22 protein-coding genes and 1 tRNA gene are annotated in these 19,137 nt (G+C 69.2%); 20 read left to right on the forward strand and 3 right to left on the reverse strand.

What is annotated here, in order from left to right; translation table 11 throughout:
* Positions 1-212: 212 nt before the first annotated feature.
* Complete coding sequence (locus OG381_RS31300) at positions 213-773, forward strand: HD domain-containing protein (protein ID WP_327719388.1); 561 nt, start codon at positions 213-215, stop codon at positions 771-773.
* Here the strand turns inward: OG381_RS31300 and OG381_RS31305 are convergent.
* Together OG381_RS31305 and OG381_RS31310 are read right to left on the reverse strand one after the other, a co-directional pair.
* Positions 761-1,231, reverse strand: a complete 471-nt coding sequence (locus tag OG381_RS31305) for an NUDIX hydrolase (protein ID WP_327719389.1) — start codon at positions 1,229-1,231, stop codon at positions 761-763. The genes OG381_RS31300 and OG381_RS31305 overlap by 13 nt on opposite strands.
* Before the next feature lie 100 nt (positions 1,232-1,331).
* Positions 1,332-2,063 carry an XRE family transcriptional regulator gene (locus OG381_RS31310; protein WP_327719390.1) on the reverse strand — a complete coding sequence of 244 codons (732 nt, stop codon included), beginning with the start codon at positions 2,061-2,063 and terminating at the stop codon, positions 1,332-1,334.
* A 161-nt stretch (positions 2,064-2,224) separates the two neighbouring features.
* Here OG381_RS31310 and OG381_RS31315 point away from each other — a divergent pair, with 161 nt between their 5' ends.
* From OG381_RS31315 to OG381_RS31370, 12 genes are all read left to right on the forward strand, one after another.
* A complete protein-coding gene (locus OG381_RS31315; RefSeq protein ID WP_327719391.1) occupies positions 2,225-2,581 on the forward strand; it encodes an SCO3933 family regulatory protein in 357 nt (118 codons plus the stop codon).
* A 3-nt stretch (positions 2,582-2,584) separates the two neighbouring features.
* Positions 2,585-3,925: an FtsK/SpoIIIE domain-containing protein gene (locus tag OG381_RS31320; RefSeq protein ID WP_327719392.1), complete on the forward strand. Its 1,341-nt coding sequence runs from the start codon at positions 2,585-2,587 to the stop codon at positions 3,923-3,925.
* A gap of 84 nt (positions 3,926-4,009) precedes the next feature.
* A complete protein-coding gene (locus tag OG381_RS31325; RefSeq protein ID WP_327719393.1) occupies positions 4,010-4,213 on the forward strand; it encodes a hypothetical protein in 204 nt (67 codons plus the stop codon).
* Positions 4,213-4,404, forward strand: coding sequence for a hypothetical protein (locus tag OG381_RS31330; protein WP_327719394.1), 192 nt, complete (start codon positions 4,213-4,215; stop codon positions 4,402-4,404). Before OG381_RS31325 ends, OG381_RS31330 begins: the two co-directional genes overlap by 1 nt.
* 74 nt (positions 4,405-4,478) lie before the next feature.
* Positions 4,479-5,138: a DUF2637 domain-containing protein gene (locus tag OG381_RS31335; protein ID WP_327719395.1), complete on the forward strand. Its 660-nt coding sequence runs from the start codon at positions 4,479-4,481 to the stop codon at positions 5,136-5,138.
* A gap of 19 nt (positions 5,139-5,157) precedes the next feature.
* On the forward strand, positions 5,158-5,352 hold the full coding sequence (locus tag OG381_RS31340) for a mobile element transfer protein (protein WP_327719396.1): 195 nt from the start codon (positions 5,158-5,160) through the stop codon (positions 5,350-5,352).
* A gap of 14 nt (positions 5,353-5,366) precedes the next feature.
* Positions 5,367-5,522 (forward strand): hypothetical protein, encoded by a 156-nt coding sequence (locus OG381_RS31345; protein WP_327719397.1) that lies wholly within the window; start codon positions 5,367-5,369, stop codon positions 5,520-5,522.
* Between the two features lie 17 nt (positions 5,523-5,539).
* Positions 5,540-5,854 carry a SpdD-like protein gene (locus tag OG381_RS31350; RefSeq protein ID WP_327719398.1) on the forward strand — a complete coding sequence of 105 codons (315 nt, stop codon included), beginning with the start codon at positions 5,540-5,542 and terminating at the stop codon, positions 5,852-5,854.
* Positions 5,855-5,941: 87 nt separating this feature from the next.
* Positions 5,942-6,142: a hypothetical protein gene (locus OG381_RS31355; protein ID WP_327719399.1), complete on the forward strand. Its 201-nt coding sequence runs from the start codon at positions 5,942-5,944 to the stop codon at positions 6,140-6,142.
* Positions 6,139-7,512 (forward strand): replication initiator protein RepSA, encoded by a 1,374-nt coding sequence (gene repSA, locus OG381_RS31360; RefSeq protein WP_327719400.1) that lies wholly within the window; start codon positions 6,139-6,141, stop codon positions 7,510-7,512. The genes OG381_RS31355 and repSA overlap by 4 nt, the downstream gene beginning before the upstream one ends.
* Positions 7,513-7,523: 11 nt before the next feature.
* Positions 7,524-7,697, forward strand: a complete 174-nt coding sequence (locus tag OG381_RS31365) for a helix-turn-helix transcriptional regulator (protein ID WP_327722602.1) — start codon at positions 7,524-7,526, stop codon at positions 7,695-7,697.
* Positions 7,694-9,067, forward strand: coding sequence for a tyrosine-type recombinase/integrase (locus OG381_RS31370; RefSeq protein ID WP_327719401.1), 1,374 nt, complete (start codon positions 7,694-7,696; stop codon positions 9,065-9,067). Before OG381_RS31365 ends, OG381_RS31370 begins: the two co-directional genes overlap by 4 nt.
* Positions 9,068-9,285: 218 nt before the next feature.
* On the opposite strand, the gene OG381_RS31375 is transcribed toward OG381_RS31370, so the two are convergent.
* Positions 9,286-9,357 (reverse strand) — tRNA-Arg (locus tag OG381_RS31375).
* A gap of 235 nt (positions 9,358-9,592) precedes the next feature.
* On the opposite strand from OG381_RS31375, the gene OG381_RS31380 reads away from it, so the two are divergent.
* The 7 genes from OG381_RS31380 (at position 9,593) to rho (ending at position 18,992) form a co-directional block, all read left to right on the forward strand.
* Complete coding sequence (locus OG381_RS31380; protein ID WP_327719402.1) at positions 9,593-10,033, forward strand: response regulator; 441 nt, start codon at positions 9,593-9,595, stop codon at positions 10,031-10,033.
* Positions 10,034-10,169: 136 nt separating this feature from the next.
* A complete protein-coding gene (gene nrtL, locus OG381_RS31385; RefSeq protein ID WP_327719403.1) occupies positions 10,170-11,450 on the forward strand; it encodes an ArgS-related anticodon-binding protein NrtL in 1,281 nt (426 codons plus the stop codon).
* A 17-nt stretch (positions 11,451-11,467) separates the two neighbouring features.
* Positions 11,468-12,859, forward strand: a complete 1,392-nt coding sequence (gene lysA / locus OG381_RS31390) for a diaminopimelate decarboxylase (protein ID WP_327719404.1) — start codon at positions 11,468-11,470, stop codon at positions 12,857-12,859.
* A gap of 144 nt (positions 12,860-13,003) precedes the next feature.
* Positions 13,004-14,296, forward strand: coding sequence for a homoserine dehydrogenase (locus OG381_RS31395; protein ID WP_327722603.1), 1,293 nt, complete (start codon positions 13,004-13,006; stop codon positions 14,294-14,296).
* A gap of 6 nt (positions 14,297-14,302) precedes the next feature.
* Positions 14,303-15,361 carry a threonine synthase gene (thrC, locus tag OG381_RS31400; RefSeq protein ID WP_327719405.1) on the forward strand — a complete coding sequence of 353 codons (1,059 nt, stop codon included), beginning with the start codon at positions 14,303-14,305 and terminating at the stop codon, positions 15,359-15,361.
* A gap of 239 nt (positions 15,362-15,600) precedes the next feature.
* Positions 15,601-16,530: a homoserine kinase gene (thrB, locus tag OG381_RS31405; protein WP_327719406.1), complete on the forward strand. Its 930-nt coding sequence runs from the start codon at positions 15,601-15,603 to the stop codon at positions 16,528-16,530.
* A gap of 422 nt (positions 16,531-16,952) precedes the next feature.
* On the forward strand, positions 16,953-18,992 hold the full coding sequence (rho, locus tag OG381_RS31410) for a transcription termination factor Rho (protein ID WP_327719407.1): 2,040 nt from the start codon (positions 16,953-16,955) through the stop codon (positions 18,990-18,992).
* Positions 18,993-19,137 lie beyond the last annotated feature (145 nt).

Below are 19,137 nucleotides of genomic sequence, written 5' to 3' on the forward strand. Positions count from 1 at the left end.
GGCCGGATCGCGGCGGCGGTTCCCCGCGGGCGTGCCCTGCGTTACCGGAGCAAGAGCCCCAGGTCATAGGGCGGTTGGTGTTCGCGGCCGGTGCATGGCGGCCGCGAGCGCAGCGAGCCTTGATGAAGTAGGGAAACTCTTACCGCGCCAAGATTCGGAACGACTGGTGCCGGGCTGTCGGCCAAGCGTCCGACTCGGCTACGGTGCCGTTCATGCCTTCTGTACTGGACACGCCCCAGGGCGCGGCCGAACTGGCCGAGTCCCTGTTGCCCCCGCTCGGGAACCGCTGGCTGCACACTCAGGCCGTTGCGGCTCGTGCTCGTGAGGTATCCGCGGCTGTGTCCGAAGAGGAACGCGAGCTGCTCGTTGCTGCTGCTTGGCTGCACGACATCGGCTACGCCCCGGAGCTGCGTGAGACGGGGTTTCATCCCCTCGACGGTGCTCGCCACTTGGAACGGCTTGGAGCGCCGTCAAGGCTCGTGCGGCTGGTTGCTCATCACTCCGGAGCCGTGTACGAGGCGGAACAGCGTGGCCTCACAGACGAGCTGGCGGTGTATGAGCGGGAGGATTCCCCGGTAGCGGATGCGCTTGTCTGTGCCGACATGACGACTGGTCCAGCCGGGCAGTCCTTCGACTTCGATCAGCGCATTGACGAGATCCTGGAGCGCTACGAGCCGGGCAGTGAGGTGCACAGCGCAATCAGCAAAGCGCGGCCTTACCTCGGTGCTGCTGTCGAGCGGACGCGCGCCCGTCTGGCTGATCAGCCGATGTAGGGCTTCGGTCGGTTGGCCAAGCCGTGGTCAATCCGCATACGCATGGATGGGTGAATGTTCAGCGCGTCCAGCTGGCTCGGTGGGACGAACGCTACTTCCTTGCTCTCGCTGCTGGTCCGCAACTCTCCGCCGACGATGCGTGCCGTGAAGCAGATCGAGAACTGTTGGCGGACCTCGCCGTCGTCGTACGCCAGCACGTGAGCGGGGTTGGTGTAGAGGCCGACCAGATCGGTCACCTCGACGTCGAACCCGGTCTCCTCTTTGGTCTCCCGTACGGCCGCATCGGCGGCTGACTCGCCGAGGTCGACTCCGCCGCCGGGCAGAGCCCACAGGTTGTTGTCGGTCTTGTGGATCAGTAGCACTTCCCCGGCGTCGTTGAGGGCCACGGCGGTCACGGAGGGGACGATGCTGTTCGCTTTCGGAGCGTTCGGATCGTTGAAGTAGTCGACTCGGGCCATGCCTCCAGCGTCGCACGTTCGGCTACCGAACCGAGTCGGCCGGGGACCGGGTGCCGGTTCTGCCGGCGCCCGCAGCCCCGGCACCCAAGTGTGTCGCTGCCTACGCTGGTCGACCGCGCTCCCACGCGTAGTCGAAGCTCCGCATGTAGTGCCGGAACGTCCGGGCTCCGGGGATGTAGCGGAAGTGCAGAACTGGGTTCTGCCCGGCTGGTGCTCCGAGGACGTGAGGGTTCACCAACACGTCTTCGTCGAATCGGTAGATCGAGTTGTACAGAATTGTGTCGTGCAACCTGATCTCGATGCCGGGTGTCGTAGCCGCCGGTTCGAGGTATCGCCGTGTGATCCGCGCTCGTGCGGCTAGGCCGTCGCCTATGCCCTCTTCTTCGCCACGCTGGCGAACCATCTCGGATTCGGGGTCGCCCAACAGGACCCGCACCTGTGTTCCGGCCTTCGCCTTGTCGGCCAACTGGTAGGGAAGATCAGGGAAGCCGTCGAAAAGGAACGTCCCGCCGTAAACGAGGATGTCTACCTGATCCTTCGACTTCTCGATCAGCGACGACCACAGGGACGTGGGGACAGCGCCCCGGTGGGGGTAGTACGTGATCAGCTCGGATGAGCTTGCCGACTCGGCCTGCTTCTCAACGGTCGGCCAGAGGTAGACCTCGTCGACACCAAGGAAGCTCGCAGCCTTCCAGCGGTGTCCGCGGTGCGGGGTCCGGGCGGTAGTGATCCAGCGTTCCACGCTCTTCGGGTCCACTCCGACATGCTGCGCCAGAGACTGGATGGTCTCGCCCTTCGCTGAAATCGCCGCGCGCAGACGCTCGTTCGCCATGACGGGCCCTCTCTTGGGACGTCTCAGGGACGTTTTGACGATAGCTCAGACGTCCTCAAACGTCCATACGGGCCGTGATGCGTCCATCGCCCTTCGGGGTCTCCTGATCTCACCGACGAAACAGTCGGCGCCAACTCCCCGCTAGATCAGGAGAACAGACCATGCGTCAGATTCCCGTCGACACCACCGGTGCGATCGTGATGGTCGCCAAGAGTCCGCAGCCGAAGGTCAAGGACCGTCGTACCGGCGAGATCGCCACCGACGCTGAGACCGGTGCCACGCTGATGACCGTGGACGTGATGTTCGCGGCCAATGACGAGGTTGAGATCCTCTCCCTCACCGTCCCGGAGCCGGGCATCACCGGTGAGCTGGCCATGGGTACCCCTGTGGCGCTGACCGGGGTGATCGCGCGGCCGTGGGAGAACGAGTTCAACGGCCAGAAGCGGCACGGGATCGCGTTCCGTGCGGTCGCCGTCACCTCGCTCGCCGCCGCTGCGTCGAAGCCGAAGGCGGCCTGAACCATGGGGGAGCTGTTAGGGATCGTGCTCGCGGTCCTGGTCGGGCTGGCGCTGCTGCTTCGGTGGCGCCGTCCGGTCTGGTACTGGCTGAGCTTCGGCGTCACCCTCGCCATGTTGCGGGTGCGGTTCCGCTACGCCACCACCATGGAGGCCTGCCGCCTGACCATGCCCGCTTCGCGGATGCGTCGCGCGGTGGCCCGCTGGGCAGGCAAGCCGGTTCCACCGCAGCGGGTGCCGCGCCTGTTGTGGATCAGGCCGACCCGGACCGGTGTCCGGCTGCGGATCAGGCTGTGGCCGGGGCAGGACGCGTTCGAGTTCTCCGCTGCATCTGATCGGCTGCGGCACTCCTTCGCCGTCCATCAGGTCACCTCGCGTGAGATAAAGCCGGGTGTCATCGAACTGACCCTGACCGGCTACGACGTCCTCAAGCGGGTGCAGATGCCCGCCACCGTTGAGCGCGATGTGCTGAAGATCCCGGTCGCCCTGGTCGAGGACGGCACAGTCCATTACCGGGACTACCGGGAGGTTCCGCACTCGGTCACGGTCGGCGCCACGATGTCCGGCAAGTCCGTCACGCAGCGCACCGTGATCAAAGAACTCGCTGCCCAGCACGTCGCGTTGGTCGGCATCGACTGCAAGAAGATCGAGCTCGGGCCGTTCGCCCGCCGGTTCTCCGCGCTGGCCGACAACCCGGATGACGCGATGGAGTTACTCGAAGCACTCGTTGCCCGGATGGAGGGCATCTACGACGTGATCCGCATCGAGCAGCGGATCAGCGCCGACACCCCCGATGGGGAGATCGCCGCGAACATCTGGGACCTGCCCGTACACCTGCGGCCGGTGCCGATCGTGGTCACGATCGATGAGATCGCCGAACTCACCCTGAGCACAAAGAAGAACGACCCGCGCCGCGACCGGATCGTCAAAGCCCTGGTCCGCCTCGCCCAGCTCGGCCGGGCTGCGGGGATCTTCCTGGACATCTACGGCCAGCGCTTCGGCTCCGAACTCGGCGACGGGATCACCATGCTCCGTGCGCAATTGACCGGCCGGATGGTGCACCGCGTCAACGACGAGTCCACCGCGAAGATGGCCTTCGGGGACATCTCCCCGCACGCGGTCTTCGCGGCCACGCAGATCCCCAACGACCGGCGCGGCATGGCGATCGTCGGCTACTCGACCGGCGAGTGGGTGCGCATCCGTACCCCGCACACCTCGATGCGGCGGGCCGTGTCCGCCTGCAACCGGCATGCGGACCTGACCCCGGACCTGCCGGAGCTGGCGCGCTTCCGCCCGCTGCTCGATCACGCGCCCATCGAGGCGCCCGCGGTGGCCCAAGCCGCCTGAACCCATCCCGTTCCACGGTCGGCGTGACCGCCTCGCGCCAAGTCCCTACCCGATCCATGCCTGATGGAAGGGAGATCGCTTCCCATGTGCCCGCACTGCGAGGACTTCGCCCGCACCGTCGAGATGCTCGCCGCCCTGGCCCTCTACTCCCACGTTGACGGCGCGGACATCGCCTTCATCGACGCCATGGGCCCGTCGCTGGCCGCATCCCTGCCCGCGCCGCCGCCCGGCACCCTCCCGCCCGGCTACAACCCGGACGACGGCCCCCAGTACCCCGGACAAGGGTGATGGCCGTGGCCACCGCGAGGAAGCCCGTCCGTCGCCGGACCGTCAAGCCGGAGCCGGTCAAGTGCACGCCGTGCGGCGGCACCGGGGAGGTCTCCCGCCCTGTCCGTGTCGGCCGCAAGGGCCGTGTCGTGGGCCAACAGACCGGGATGTGCCTGGCCTGCTTCGGCTCCGGCGAAGCCACCACCGACTGAACCGCCGGGGCTGGGCGGCCGGACACCGATCCCCGCCCCGCCCCTGGCCCAACACCCCTGAAGGAGGTGAGGACATGACCCGCCAACTCCGCTTCGATGCCGTGCTCATCCAGGCCGTGATTGCCGGGGCGCTGTCCTTCGCCCACCTGCACGACCTCGCCGCCGCGGCCGGGCAATCCGGCTGGAAGGCCTGGGCCTACCCGGTCTCCGTCGACCTGCTGCTCGTCGCCGCCTGGCGCAGGCTGCGTACCGGCGGCTCGTCCCGCCTGGCCTGGTCCTGGTTCCTGATCGCCCTGGTCGCCTCGCTCGGCGCGAACGTCGCCACCGCCGGATTCCTCGACCTGGCCCACCCTCCGGCCTGGCTGCGCTTCGGCATCGCCGGATGGCCCGCGCTCGCCTTCCTCGGCGGCACTCTCCTCGCCCACGCACCCTCGCCTGACCCGGCCGGGGACCGGGTGCCGGTTCTGCCGGCGCCCGCAGCCCCGGCCCCCCAACCCGACATCCAGCCGGAGCAGGCACCGCAGAGCATCACGCCCGCCGCCGACGAAGACACCCCCGCACTGCCCGCCGCCGACCCGGCCCCGCCGGTTCCTGCGGCGCTGGTGGACCACGCGCGCAAGGTCGCCGACGACCACCACGCACGCACCGGTAGCCCGATCGACACCGACACCCTGCGCGCCCGCCTCGGCGTTCCCGCCCCCATGGCCGACGCGATCGCCGCCCAACTCACCTGAAATGAAAGGACGTTCACCCATGGGTCTCTACCAGATCTGGAACGAGCTGCACCGCGTCGGCACCACCCACATCGGCGGCGGACCCGACCGACGCACCGGCGAGATGAAGTACGTCGCCGCCTGCGAGTCCGAGGACTGCGGCTGGTCGTCCGCCTACGACACCTTCGAAGCCGCCTCCGTCGCCGCCCGCGGCCACGTCTGCCCCGTCCGCTGAAAGGAGATCGCGCGATGTCTATCCCGCTGTGGTTCTTCCTCGCCTGCCTTGGCTGGGTCGGCGTCAAGCTCATCCGCCCGCCCTGGTGGCTCGTCCTGGTCCTGCTGCTCGGCGGCTACCTCCTCGCCGACAGCGTCCTGGCCCCCGCCATCGACACCGCAACCAAGTAGAGAAGGGAGACCTCGTCATGATCCGTCCAAAGGTCCCGGTCAACCCGATGCCGACCAGCTACGCCGCAACGCCCGCCGTCGTCGAGCCGACCGCCGTCATCCCCAGCAGCCCGCACGCCGCGCCGCCCGCCCCGACCGCTCCGCCGTCCCGGCCGGTCGTGCAGCTCACCCCCGGCACGGTCGTCGCCACCGCCGGGATGGGCGTGGCCGTCGTGCTCGTCATCGGCGCGGTGCTCGTCTCGATGCTCCTCGCCGTCGCCATCACCGGCGCATCGGTCGCGATCTGTGCCGTGGTGATCCGCTCGATCCTCGCCAGCGACACCCGACGCTAACCGGCCCCCGGGCGGCCTCAACCGCCAAGCATCAGCCGCCCGGGCGCCTTCCCCAACCGATCCAATGAACCGGAAGGAACTCCCATCATGACCGGCCCCAACCTGGCCCCGCAGTCCCTCACACGGGTCTGCCCGAGCTGCCACGGCTTCGCCTCTGCCGCTGTCACCTCCGGCCTCAGCCGCGACCACCACGGCCACCTGCCCACGATCACCGTCGACTGCCCGGCCTGCCACGGCCACGGCACCGTTCCGGCTCGCGCCGTCCAGATGGCCGGGGGCCGCGCATGAGCGACACCGCGACCCTCGCGGGCCTGGACCCGGTCACCCTCGCCGACGCACTGCGGGTGGCCGGGCAACCGGGCTTCGAGCGCTGGCAAGAGCAGATCAAGCGGACCGGAGGCTGTGCCGACCCGATCCACCTGACCGGCTGGGTCTTGCACAAGGACAAGACCAGCGGTGAGGTCCTGCACCGCTACAGCACCGAACACGAACCCGGCGGACGGCTGCGTATCGCCTGCGGCAACCGGCGTGCCTCACGCTGCCCGGCCTGCGCCTGGACCTATGCGGGCGACACCTACCACCTCATCCGCGCAGGGCTCGCCGGAGATGACCGCCGGGACATCCCCGCCACCGTCCGCGACCACCCCCGGGTCTTCGCCACCCTCACCGCGCCGTCCTTCGGCCCGGTCCACAACCGGCCCGACCGCGGCGCCTGCCGCTGCGGGACACGACACGCTGGCGACGATCCCGCCCTCGGCTCCGCCCTCGACCCGGCGACCTACGACTACGCGGGCGCCGTGCTCTTCAACAACCACGCGGGCGGGCTGTGGATGCGCTTCACCAACCGGCTGCGCCGCGAGATCGCCGCCCGCGCCGGACTGACCCAACGCGAACTCGCCGACGCCTGCCGCATCTCCTACGGCAAGGTCGCCGAGTTCCAGAAGCGGGGCGCCGTCCACTTCCACGCCGTGATCCGCCTCGACGGACCAGACGGCCCCGACTCCCCGCCGCCCTCCTGGGCCACCACCGATCTGCTCACCGACGCGATCCGCGCCGCCGTCCGGCACACCTACACCAGCGTCAGCATCCCGCCCTCCGGCGACCAGCCCGCCCGCACCTTCCGATGGGGCCGACAGCTCGACATCCGCCCCGTCAAAGCCTTCGGGGACGGCTCAGAGCTGACCGAACGGGCCGTCGCCTCCTACGTCGCCAAGTACGCCACCAAAGCCGCCGAGAGCACCGACACCGTTGACCGCCGGATCGGCAACAAGGAAGCCCTGGACCTCCTCGACATCCCCGACCACCCCCGGCGACTCATCGCCGCCTGCCTGGACCTGCACGCGCTCTACCCGGACCGCAAGCTACGCGACTGGGCCCACATGCTCGGCTTCCGCGGCCACTTCAGCTCCAAGTCCCGCCGCTACTCCACCACCCTCGGCGCCCTCCGACAGACCCGCGCCGACTACCGCGCCGCCCAAGAACGCCAGACACGCGGCCTCGACGACATCGAGCCGGACACCGTCCTCGTCCTCGCCGACTGGCAATACACCGGACACGGCCACACCCCCGGCGAATCCGCCCTCGCCGCCACCATCGCCCGCGGCCTTCAGCTCAACCGCGAAACCGCCCGCGACGCATTGAAGGGGGAACCGGCGTGAAAGACGAGCTGATGACCGTTCCGGAGATCCTCGCCGAACTCAAGGGCATCTCACGCCGGACCTTCTACCGCTGGCGCGAACTGGGGCAGGCCCCGCAGGCATTCAAGCTGCCAAACGGTGAACTGAGGGTGTGGCGGAGCGACTTCACGGCATGGCTGAACAGCCGAGAAAGGGTGGCGGCGTGAAGTCGCTCGACGTGAAGGTCTGGGGTGTACGCAAGAGGAACACCAAAAAGCCGTCCTATGACATCCGGTGGATTGTCGCCGGGAACGTGTTCTCTGATCAGTTCCGTACCAAGGGACTTGCCGACAACTACCGTTCCAAGCTGCTCCGCGCCATGCGTGATGGCGAGGAATTCGACACGGTGACGGGGCTGCCGGATTCGATGGTCGAAAAGGCGCCTTCGATGACGTGGTACGCCTTCGCCCTGAAGTACCTCGCCATGAAGTGGCCGCATGCTGCGCCGAACACGCGCGATGGGGTCAACGAGTCGCTGACCGCGCTGACTGTGGCGCTCCTCGACGACCGCCCGGGACGACCGGCGGATGAGCTGCTGAGGAAGGCTCTCCGTAACTGGGCCTTCGTCCTGCCCGGTCCCGACGACTGTGAGTTGCCGACAGAGATTGCGAACACGCTGCACTGGGTGGCCAAGGCTTCGCGCCCGCTCTCGGACCTCGGGGACGCAGTGATCGGCCGGGCCGTGCTGGACTCGCTGAAGCTGAAGCTCGACGGGACAGCAGCTGCTGCAGAGACCGTACGGCGCAAGCGGCGAACGCTGGTCAATGCGATGCATTACGCGGTTGATCTCGGCGAATTCAAAGAGAACCCGATCACCTCGGTGCGCTGGAAGAAACCGAAGGTCGTCAAGGAAGTTGATCCGCGCGTGGTCGCGAACCCGGAGCAGGCTCGGTCTCTGCTGGTCGCAGTCTCCTACATCGGCGGCTATGGCCGGGCTCGCGGTCGTCGACTAGTCGGCCTTTTCGCCTGCATGTACTACGGCGCGTTCCGTCCGGCCGAAGCTGTCGGTCTCAAAGAGGCGGACTTGAAGCTGCCGGAAAAGGGCTGGGGTACGGCGCTGCTGAATAGCACTCGTCCCAGTGTCGGTAAGCGTTGGACCGACTCCGGCGAAACGCACGACGATCGCGGTCTGAAGAACCGGCCCGTGGAAGAGGTCCGACCCGTGCCGATTCCGCCTCACCTCGTCGCGATCCTGCGGGATCACATCGACACCTTCGGCGTAGCGGATGACGGACGCCTGTTCACCAACGAGCGTGGGGGAGTGGTCGGTTCGTCGACGTACTTCCGGGTGTGGCAGGAGGCTCGCGCGCTGGCACTCCCGCCAGCCGTCTTGGCGTCACCGCTCGCCGCCCGCCCGTACGACCTTCGGCACTCAGCGCTGTCGACCTGGCTCAACTCGGGTGTTGACGCAACCGAGGTCGCCGAACGGGCGGGCAACAGTGTCGAGGTCCTGTTGAGCCGTTATGCGAAGTGCATCGACGGTCGACAAGGGATCGCCAACCGCAAGATCGAGGAGCTGTTGCGCGAGTACGACTGACCCCGCCCGCCCCGCGCTAGGCTTCAGGCCCCTGGATTCGTCCGGGGGCCTTCGCCGTTTCTAGGGCTGACCAGGGACGATGCCTCAAGATCCCGTCCACGAATAGTCCACGGACCCCGACATAGGGCCGCTCAGTGCTGCATACGCCTGCACATACGCCAAGACCCCGCACTCAGCATCACTGCTGGTTACGGGGTCTCTGGGCACCTCATACAGGGTGCCCCCGGCAGGATTCGAACCTGCGCACACGGCTCCGGAGGCCGTTGCTCTATCCCCTGAGCTACGGGGGCGTGTCGGTCGCGTTGCTCGCGGCGACGGGTAGAACACTACCAGCTCCGTCGGGGTGTTCATGAACGGGTTTATCGGCGTCGTAGCCCTGTCCGGGAGGGGGTGTGGTGGTCGGTTGTGGGGACTGGTGATCTCGTTCGTTCCCCGGTGGGGGCAGAAGTCGGTAAAACCCGGACGCGGTGGCCGGTCCGGACCTACTCTCGAGTTGTGCCAGGCGCGTCGGGCCGGGTGCTTGTTGTGGACGACAACAAGGTCATCCGGCAGTTGATCAGGGTCAATCTCGAGCTGGAGGGCATCGAGGTCGTGACCGCGGCTGATGGTGCCGAGTGTCTGGATGTGGTGCATCAGGTGCGGCCCGATGTGGTGACCCTTGATGTCGTTATGCCCCGACTCGATGGGCTTCGGACCGCCGCTCGGCTGCGTTCCGATCCGCGGACCCGTGATCTTCCTCTGGCCATCGTCAGCGCGTGCACGCAGCACGAGGTCGAAAGCGGTCTCGATGTCGGCGTCGACGCGTTCCTGGCCAAGCCCTTCGAGCCCGCCGAACTCGTCCAGCTCGTACGGCAGTTGATCGAGCGCAGGCATGCCGCGGACCCGGTCGAGGAGGACAGCGACGACGTGTTCGGGCGCGTCCTCGGCGCCGGCGAGACCGAGAGGGCCGGACGCACCGGCGCCTGAGCCGCCCGATCGCCCCGCCCGCCACCCACCTCACGCCCCACGCCCGCCTGGCCCGGTATCTCGCCGCCGTCCACATCGCGGACCTTCGCCCAAACCGACTCGCCTACCCACCCCCCTCCTCCCCTACGCTTGTCCCGTGACCCCCGTCGAGCTCTCCCGCACCGTGCTGCGCGCGGTCCGTCGCGCTGTCGACGGCGGGGAGCTGAGCGTGACCGTTCCCGGACGGGCCGTCGTCACGCCCCCAGGGCCCGGTGGCTGTGGTGACTACGCCACCAACATCGCCCTCCAGCTCGCCCGCCCCGCCGGGCAGCCGTCGGCAAAGGTCGCCGAGATCCTCCGGCCGCATCTCCTCGACACCCCCGGCGTCACCGACGTCGTCGTCACGGGACCGGGGTTCCTCAACATCAGTCTGCGCGACGCCGGCCCCACCGGGCTTGTCGAGGAGATCCTGCGGCGCGGGCTCCGGTACGGGCACAGTGACCGTCCCACCGGACAGACCGTGCGGCTCCACGCCCCGCACGAGGTCCGCGCCGTCGTCGTCATGGACGCCATCGCCCGCATCCTGGTCTCCCAGGGCGCCCTCGTCCGTACGTCCTCGCAAACCCCGCCCCGGCCGGAGTGGACCGGCCTCCTGGGCGCACGCGTCGACGCCTCCGGCACCCCTGACGCGCCCACCCCCCTCGACGTCGACGTCCGTCCGGTGGTCGCCCCCGCTGACCCCGCCTCCTCTGGGGCGCGCGTCGATGCCTTCGGCACCCTCAAGGCGCCCGCCTCCCTCGACGCCAACGTGCGACCGGTGTCTGCCCCCGCCGACCCCACCCCCTCCGGCACCCCCGACGCACCCACCCCCCTCGACGTCGACGTCCGCCCGGTGCCCGCCCCCGCCGACCCCACCCCCCTCGGCCGTGACGCCGCCCGCTGGGCCCTGCTCCATCCCGCCGCCCACGACCGGCCCCGGATCACCGACGAGCACCTCGTCCAGCGCGAGAGCAACCCTCTCTTCCGCGTCCGCTACGCCCACGCCCGCACCCGGGCCCTCAGCCGCAACGCCGCCGACCTGGGATTCGACGCCCAACCCGGAGACGTACGGTCTGACGATCCGTACCCCGGAGACGTACGGCCTGGCGATCCGCACCCCGGCGAGCCGCGAGTCACCGCCGGCGTTCTCTTCGGCGTCCTCGCCGACCACCCCCGGATCCTGGGCGTCGCCGCCACGGCGTATGCGCCGGACCGGCTCGCCCGCCACCTGGTCACCGTCGCCGACGCGACCCTCGCCTTTCTTCCCACGGTCCTCCCGCTCGGCGACGAGAAACCCTCGGTCGCCCACCGTTCCCGGCTCGCCCTCGCCGAGGCCGCCGGGACGGTGCTGGCCGGCGGCCTGACCCTGCTCGGCATCGACGCACCCGACCACATCTAGAGAGCCAGCCACAGACCATGAGCCGTTCCGCACACCCCGCCGGGCCCCGTCACGCCGATGTCCTCCCCGAGGGCCACTACTCCGCGCCGCCCGCCGACCTGAACACCCTCGACCCGAAGGTCTGGGCCCAGACGGTCACGCGCGACGAGGACGGTGTCCTCACCGTCGGCGGCATCACCGCCACCCAGCTCGCCGAGGAGTACGGCACCCCCGCCTACGTCATCGACGAGACCGACTTCCGCGCGCGGGCCCGCGCCTGGCGTTCCGCCTTCGGTGCCGACGCCGACGTCTTCTACGCCGGCAAGGCGTTCCTCTCCCGTGCCGTCGTCCGCTGGCTGCACGAGGAGGGGCTCAACCTCGACGTGTGCTCCGGTGGCGAGCTCGCCACCGCCCTGTCCGCCGGTATGCCCGCCGACCGCATCGCCTTCCACGGCAACAACAAGTCGAAGGAGGAGATCGAGAGGGCGATCCGCGCGGACGTCGGCCGTATCGTCCTCGACTCCTTCCAGGAGATCGTCCGCGTCGCCCACATCGCCCAGGAACTCGGCAAGCGGCAGCGCGTCCAGATCCGTGTCACCGTCGGCGTGGAAGCACACACGCACGAGTTCATCGCCACCGCCCACGAGGACCAGAAGTTCGGCATCCCGCTCGCCGGCGGGCAGGCCGCCGAAGCCGTACGGCGGGCTCTTCAGCTGGACGGCCTCGAACTCATCGGCATCCACTCCCACATCGGGTCGCAGATCTTCGACATGTCCGGCTTCGAGGTCGCCGCCCACCGGGTCGTCGGGCTGCTGAAGGACATCCGTGACGAGCACGGCGTGGAGCTTCCCGAGATCGACCTCGGTGGTGGCCTCGGTATCGCCTACACCTCCGACGACGACCCGCGCGAGCCCCACGAGATCGCCAAGGCGCTCACCGAGATCGTCACGCGTGAGTGCGAGTCCGCCAAGCTCCGCACCCCCCGGATCTCCGTCGAGCCGGGGCGTGCCATCGTCGGCCCCACCGCGTTCACGCTCTACGAGGTCGGCACCACCAAGCCCCTCGACGGCCTTCGCACCTACGTCTCCGTCGACGGCGGCATGTCCGACAACATCCGGACCGCGCTGTACGACGCCGAGTACACCGTCGCCCTGGTCTCCCGCACCTCCGACGCCGAGCCCATGCTCGCGCGGGTCGTCGGCAAGCACTGCGAGAGCGGGGACATCGTGGTGAAGGACGCGTTCCTGCCGGCCGACATCGTGCCCGGTGACCTCATCGCGGTCCCTGCCACGGGTGCCTACTGCCGGTCCATGGCCAGCAACTACAACCATGTGCTGCGGCCGCCGGTCGTCGCGGTGAACGATGGTGAGTCCCGGGTCATCGTCCGCCGTGAGACGGAGGAGGACCTGCTGCGTCTCGACGTCGGGTGAGCCCTCGGCGGCGGGTGGAAGATCTCCTGTCTTCCACCCCCGTACAAATGAAATAGATGTCTCACGATCCGGACGAAGGGTAGAAACTCCCGTCCAGTGAGTGAGACTGGTCCAACCGTAGACGGTATGAGGAAACGAGGTCGGATGATGCGTACGCGTCCGCTGAAGGTGGCGCTGCTGGGCTGTGGGGTTGTCGGCTCAGAGGTGGCGCGCATCATGACGACGCACGCCGACGACCTCGCCGCGCGCATCGGCGCCCCCGTCGAGCTCGCCGGGGTCGCCGTGCGACGGCCCTCCAAGGTGCGCGAAGGCATCCCGGCCGAGCTCGTGACCACCGACGCCACCGCCCTCGTCAAACGCGGGGACATCGACGTCGTCGTGGAGGTCATCGGCGGCATCGAGCCCGCGCGCTCCCTCATCACCACGGCCTTCGAGCACGGCGCCTCCGTCGTCTCCGCCAACAAGGCGCTCCTCGCCCAGGACGGCGCCGCCCTGCACGCCGCCGCCGAGGAGCACGACGCGGACCTCTACTACGAGGCCGCCGTCGCCGGTGCCATCCCGCTGATCCGGCCGCTGCGCGAGTCCCTCGCCGGCGACAAGGTCAACCGCGTGCTCGGCATCGTCAACGGCACGACCAACTTCATCCTCGACAAGATGGACTCCACCGGCGCCGGCTACCAGGAGGCCCTCGACGAGGCCACCGCCCTGGGGTACGCCGAGGCCGACCCCACCGCCGACGTCGAGGGCTTCGACGCCGCCGCCAAGGCCGCCATCCTCGCCGGTATCGCCTTCCACACGCGCGTGCGTCTCGACGACGTCTACCGCGAGGGGATGACCGAGGTCACCGCCTCCGACTTCGCCTCCGCGAAGAACATGGGCTGCACCATCAAGCTGCTCGCGATCTGCGAGCGGGCCGGGGACGGCGAGTCCGTCACCGCGCGCGTGCACCCCGCGATGATCCCGCTGACCCATCCGCTGGCCTCCGTGCGCGGCGCCTACAACGCCGTCTTCGTCGAGTCGGACGCGGCCGGTCAGCTCATGTTCTACGGCCCCGGCGCCGGTGGTGCTCCCACCGCCTCGGCCGTGCTCGGCGACCTGGTCGCCGTCTGCCGGAACCGGCTCAATGGTGCGACCGGTCCCGGCGAGTCCGCGTACGCCGCCCTTCCCGTGTCGGGCATGGGTGAGGTCTTCACGCGGTACCACATCAGCCTTGACGTGGCGGACAAACCGGGTGTTCTCGCCCAGGTGGCCACTGTGTTCGCCGAACACGGGGTGTCCATCGATACGGTTCGCCAACAGGGCAAGGACGGCGAGGCCTCCCTCGTCGTCGTGACCCACCGCGCGTCCGACGCCGCCCTGGGCGGGACCGTCGAGGCGTTGCGCAAGCTCGACACCGTGCGCGGTGTCGCCAGCATCATGCGGGTTGAAGGAGAGTAACCAGCAATGACCCACCAGTGGCGCGGAATCATCGAGGAGTACCGGGACCGGCTGCCCGTCTCCGACAGCACGCCGGTCGTGACGCTCCGCGAGGGCGGCACGCCCCTCGTGCCCGCGCAGGTGCTCTCCGAGCGCACGGGCTGCGAGGTCCACCTCAAGGTGGAGGGCGCGAACCCGACGGGGTCCTTCAAGGACCGCGGCATGACCATGGCCATCACCCGGGCCAAGGAGGAGGGTGCGAAGGCGGTCATCTGCGCCTCCACCGGCAACACCTCCGCCTCCGCCGCCGCGTACGCGGTGCGCGCCGGCATGGTCTGCGCCGTACTCGTCCCGCAGGGAAAGATCGCGCTCGGCAAGATGGGCCAGGCGCTCATCCACGGCGCGAAGATCCTCCAGGTCGACGGCAACTTCGACGACTGCCTCACCCTCGCCCGCGCCCTGAGCGACAACTACCCCGTGGCGCTGGTCAATTCGGTCAATCCGGTGCGCATCGAGGGTCAGAAGACCGCCGCCTTCGAGATCGTGGACATGCTCGGCGACGCACCCGACATCCACGTGCTCCCGGTCGGCAACGCGGGCAACATCACCGCGTACTGGAAGGGCTACAAGGAGTACGCCGCCGACGGCATCGCCGCGAAGACCCCCCGCATGTGGGGCTTCCAGGCCTCCGGCAGTGCCCCGATCGTGCGCGGCGAGGTCGTCAAGGACCCGTCGACGATCGCCACCGCCATCCGCATCGGCAACCCGGCCTCCTGGAACTACGCCCTCGCGGCCCGGGACGAGTCCGGCGGCCTCATCGACGAGGTGACGGACCGTGAGATCCTGCGCGCCTACCGCCTGTTGGCCGCGCAGGAGGGTGTCTTCGTGGAGCCCGCCTCCGCCGCGTCCGTCGCCGGTCTGCTGAAGGCCGCCGAGCAGGGACTGGTCGACCCGGGCCAGAAGATCGTGTGCACCGTCACCGGCAACGGCCTCAAGGACCCCGACTGGGCCGTCGCCGGCGCCCCGCAGCCGGTCACCGTCCCGGTCGACGCGGCCACGGCGGCCGAGCGCCTCGGCCTCGTATAAGAGACATCCCTGGAGCGACATCCCCAAGGGGGTGCACAGGGGGCTTACGACACGCATCGTGCGCCTCCTGTGCGCCCTATGTCGCCACAGAACCTTCCTTCGATAGGCTGTACTGAACCCGCCCGCCGCATATGCCCCCGCGCATGGCCGGGAGTCGTGTCATCTCCGCGACCCGAGGGTTTCCAGGTACGTATCGAATGTCTTCGACAATCACGCAGCTCAAGGAGAGTCATCGAGCGATGGCCGGTCCAGCGTTCCGCGCCGCCGCCGTCCGGGTGCGCGTCCCCGCCACCAGCGCCAACCTCGGCCCGGGCTTCGACGCCCTCGGCCTGTCGCTGGGGCTCTACGACGACGTCGTCGTCCGGGTGGCCGACTCCGGGCTGCACATCGACATCGCGGGTGAGGGCAGCGAGACCCTCCCGCGCGACGAGAAGCACCTTCTCGTACGGTCCCTGCGCACCGCCTTCGACCTGCTCGGCGGACAGCCGCGCGGCCTCGAGATCGTGTGCGCCAACCGCATCCCGCACGGCCGTGGCCTGGGCTCCTCCTCGGCCGCCATCTGCGCGGGCATCGTCGCCGCGCGTGCCGTGACCATAGGCGGTGAGTCCAGGCTCGACGACACCGCGCTCCTCGAGCTCGCGACCGAGATCGAGGGCCACCCCGACAATGTCGCGGCGTGTCTGCTCGGCGGTTTCACGCTCTCCTGGATGGAGGCGGGCGCCGCGCGCGCGATCAGGATGGAGCCCGATCGTTCCGTCGTTCCGGTGGTTTTCGTGCCCGGGAAACCGGTGCTCACCGAGACCGCGCGCGGACTGCTGCCGCGCACCGTGCCGCACGTCGACGCCGCCGCCAACGCGGGCCGCGCCGCGCTGCTCGTCGAGGCCCTCACCCGGCGCCCCGAGTTGCTGCTCCCCGCGACCGAGGACCGGCTGCACCAGGAATACCGGGCTCCGGCCATGCCGGAAAGCGCCGCGCTCGTAGAGCGATTGAGGGCGGACGGAGTTCCGGCCGTGATTTCCGGAGCGGGCCCCACGGTTCTCGCGCTGGCCGATGAGGACAGCGCGGACAAGGTGGCCCATCTGGCAGGCGAGGGCTGGGCCGCCAATCGGCTCGAACTCGATGGTCAGGGGGCGATTGTGCTGCCGCTCGCTGCCACCGGTGACATCTGACAGCGACATTGGAAAACCGGCGGCGAGCCGGATTTGGAGAGGGGGAATGTTTGTTGGATCCGGTAGTGTTAACCTCAAGTCTGCACCCGACCCCACCATGGCGAGGTGCTTCACGTCCCCGTCCGGGACAGACATTCTTCCGGGAGCCTCCCAAGCCGCACTGTGTTTCGTACGACGTACGCGGGCTGTACCTCGTACGCGGGCACTGAGCGACTTGCCGGGCACGCTCCGGAACCGGTGCGACCGAGCCATGTGACACAGACCGTCGGTGTCACTGCTCTGGGAAGCGCCATCACCAGATTCCTCCGCCGCCCAGGCGGACAACCGCCCCGGCACGGTCCACAAGGATGGGACCGCCGTCGGACAGCACAAACGGTCGCCGAGCCAGACAGGCCGACGTCCGCTCCAGGGAAGGACCCTTCGTGAGCGACACCACCGATCTGATGGGCGCACGTGTCGAGGAGACCGCTGCCGCGCCCTCCACGGACGCCTCCGCGCCTGCCACCGGTGCCGGCTCCCGGCGGCGCCGCGGTACCGGCCTCGACGGCATGGTGCTGGCCGAGCTGCAGCAGGTCGCATCCGGCCTCGGCATCAGGGGCACCGCGCGTATGCGCAAGAGCCAGCTGATCGAGGTCATCAAGGAGGCACAGGCCGGCGGTGGTGCCGCCCCGGCCAAGGCCGCGTCATCCCCCGCCGGGGACGTCGCCGAGACCAAGCCCAAGCGCCGTGCCACCTCCAAGGCCCGTACCGGCGAAGCCGCCGAGAAGAAGGCGGAGAAGGCGGCCGAGGCCCCCGCCGAGAAGGCCGTGGCCCAGCAGCAGATCGAGATTCCCGGCCAGCCCGCCAGCGACGACGCTCCCGCGGAGCGCCGTCGCCGTCGTGCCACGGCCGATGCCGGCAGCCCCGAGACGGTGGTCGCCGAGGCGAAGAGCGAGCCGAAGGCCGAGACGCCCGCGCAGGCGCAGGGCGACGCCGGTGACGCGGACGGCCGTCAGGGCCGTCGCGACCGCCGGGACCGTACCGACCGCGGTGACCGCGCCGAGCGTGGTGACCGTGCCGAGCGCGGTGACCGTGACCGGGGTGGCCGGGACCGCGACCGCCGCGGCAAGGGCGACGACCAGCAGGGCGGCCAGCGCGGCCAGCAGCAGAGCCAGCAGCAGGGCGGCGGTCGTCAGGACCGCCAGGACCGCAACGCCGGCCCGCAGGACGACGACGACTTCGACGGCGGCCGCCGTGGCCGTCGCGGCCGTTACCGGGACCGTCGTGGCCGTCGTGGCCGTGACGAGATGGGTGGCGCCGCCGAGCCGCAGGTAGCCGACGACGACGTCCTGATCCCCGTCGCGGGCATCCTGGACATCCTCGACAACTACGCCTTCATCCGTACGTCGGGCTACCTCCCGGGCCCCAACGACGTGTACGTCTCCCTCGCCCAGGTCCGCAAGAACGGCCTGCGCAAGGGTGACCACGTCACCGGTGCGGTCCGTCAGCCCAAGGACGGCGAGCGCCGCGAGAAGTTCAACGCGCTGGTCCGGCTGGACTCCGTCAACGGCATGGCGCCCGAATCCGGGCGCGGGCGGCCGGAGTTCAACAAGCTGACGCCGCTGTACCCGCAGGACCGCCTCCGTCTGGAGACGGACCCGGGCATCCTCACCACCCGCATCATCGACCTCGTCGCGCCGATCGGTAAGGGCCAGCGCGGTCTGATCGTGGCCCCGCCGAAGACCGGCAAGACCATGATCATGCAGGCGATCGCCAACGCGATCACGCACAACAACCCCGAGTGCCACCTGATGGTCGTCCTGGTCGACGAGCGTCCGGAAGAGGTCACCGACATGCAGCGGTCGGTCAAGGGCGAGGTCATCTCCTCGACCTTCGACCGCCCGGCCGAGGACCACACCACGGTCGCCGAGCTCGCCATCGAGCGCGCCAAGCGTCTGGTGGAGCTGGGTCACGACGTCGTCGTGCTGCTCGACTCGATCACGCGTCTGGGCCGTGCGTACAACCTCGCCGCGCCCGCCTCCGGCCGCATCCTGTCCGGTGGTGTCGACTCGACCGCCCTGTACCCGCCGAAGCGCTTCTTCGGTGCGGCCCGCAACATCGAGGACGGCGGCTCGCTGACCATCCTCGCCACCGCGCTGGTGGACACCGGGTCCCGCATGGACGAGGTCATCTTCGAGGAGTTCAAGGGCACCGGCAACGCCGAGCTCAAGCTCGACCGCAAGCTCGCGGACAAGCGCATCTTCCCGGCGGTGGACGTGGACGCGTCCGGTACCCGTAAGGAAGAGATCCTGCTCGCTCCCGACGAGCTCGGGATCGTCTGGAAGCTGCGCCGGGTGCTGCACGCGCTCGACCAGCAGCAGGCGGTCGAACTGCTCCTCGACAAGATGAAGCAGACGAAGTCGAACGCCGAGTTCCTGATGCAGATCCAGAAGACGACGCCGACCCCCGGTAACGGCGACTGACGTAAGTCTTCGTAAAGAGGGCCACCCTTGTTGCAAGGGTGGCCCTCTTCGCTGTCTGTGGCTCGGTGTACGATCGCGCTCTTCGGTCACTTTTTCGACCCTGGAACTTCTGATCCCGAGGGGGGACTTGAGTGGGTACAGCCAC

Origin of the sequence: Streptomyces sp. NBC_00490 (assembly GCF_036013645.1) — a bacterium.
In the GTDB taxonomy this organism is placed as follows: Bacteria; Actinomycetota; Actinomycetes; order Streptomycetales; family Streptomycetaceae; genus Streptomyces; species Streptomyces canus_F.

Bases quoted from the DNA above. Each gene is read 5' to 3' on its own strand.
- OG381_RS31350 (WP_327719398.1), top strand. From the start codon at position 5,540: ATGATCCGTCCAAAGGTCCCGGTCAACCCGATGCCGACCAGCTACGCC.
- OG381_RS31365 (WP_327722602.1), top strand. From the start codon at position 7,524: ATGACCGTTCCGGAGATCCTCGCCGAACTCAAGGGCATCTCACGCCGG.
- OG381_RS31335 (WP_327719395.1), top strand. From the start codon at position 4,479: ATGACCCGCCAACTCCGCTTCGATGCCGTGCTCATCCAGGCCGTGATT.
- lysA (WP_327719404.1), top strand. From the start codon at position 11,468: ATGAGCCGTTCCGCACACCCCGCCGGGCCCCGTCACGCCGATGTCCTC.
- OG381_RS31340 (WP_327719396.1), top strand. From the start codon at position 5,158: ATGGGTCTCTACCAGATCTGGAACGAGCTGCACCGCGTCGGCACCACC.
- thrC (WP_327719405.1), top strand. From the start codon at position 14,303: ATGACCCACCAGTGGCGCGGAATCATCGAGGAGTACCGGGACCGGCTG.
- OG381_RS31345 (WP_327719397.1), top strand. From the start codon at position 5,367: ATGTCTATCCCGCTGTGGTTCTTCCTCGCCTGCCTTGGCTGGGTCGGC.
- thrB (WP_327719406.1), top strand. From the start codon at position 15,601: ATGGCCGGTCCAGCGTTCCGCGCCGCCGCCGTCCGGGTGCGCGTCCCC.
- OG381_RS31355 (WP_327719399.1), top strand. From the start codon at position 5,942: ATGACCGGCCCCAACCTGGCCCCGCAGTCCCTCACACGGGTCTGCCCG.
- OG381_RS31305 (WP_327719389.1), bottom strand. From the start codon at position 1,231: ATGGCCCGAGTCGACTACTTCAACGATCCGAACGCTCCGAAAGCGAAC.
- OG381_RS31300 (WP_327719388.1), top strand. From the start codon at position 213: ATGCCTTCTGTACTGGACACGCCCCAGGGCGCGGCCGAACTGGCCGAG.
- OG381_RS31310 (WP_327719390.1), bottom strand. From the start codon at position 2,063: ATGGCGAACGAGCGTCTGCGCGCGGCGATTTCAGCGAAGGGCGAGACC.
- OG381_RS31330 (WP_327719394.1), top strand. From the start codon at position 4,213: ATGGCCGTGGCCACCGCGAGGAAGCCCGTCCGTCGCCGGACCGTCAAG.
- OG381_RS31395 (WP_327722603.1), top strand. From the start codon at position 13,004: ATGATGCGTACGCGTCCGCTGAAGGTGGCGCTGCTGGGCTGTGGGGTT.
- OG381_RS31315 (WP_327719391.1), top strand. From the start codon at position 2,225: ATGCGTCAGATTCCCGTCGACACCACCGGTGCGATCGTGATGGTCGCC.
- repSA (WP_327719400.1), top strand. From the start codon at position 6,139: ATGAGCGACACCGCGACCCTCGCGGGCCTGGACCCGGTCACCCTCGCC.
- OG381_RS31325 (WP_327719393.1), top strand. From the start codon at position 4,010: ATGTGCCCGCACTGCGAGGACTTCGCCCGCACCGTCGAGATGCTCGCC.
- OG381_RS31320 (WP_327719392.1), top strand. From the start codon at position 2,585: ATGGGGGAGCTGTTAGGGATCGTGCTCGCGGTCCTGGTCGGGCTGGCG.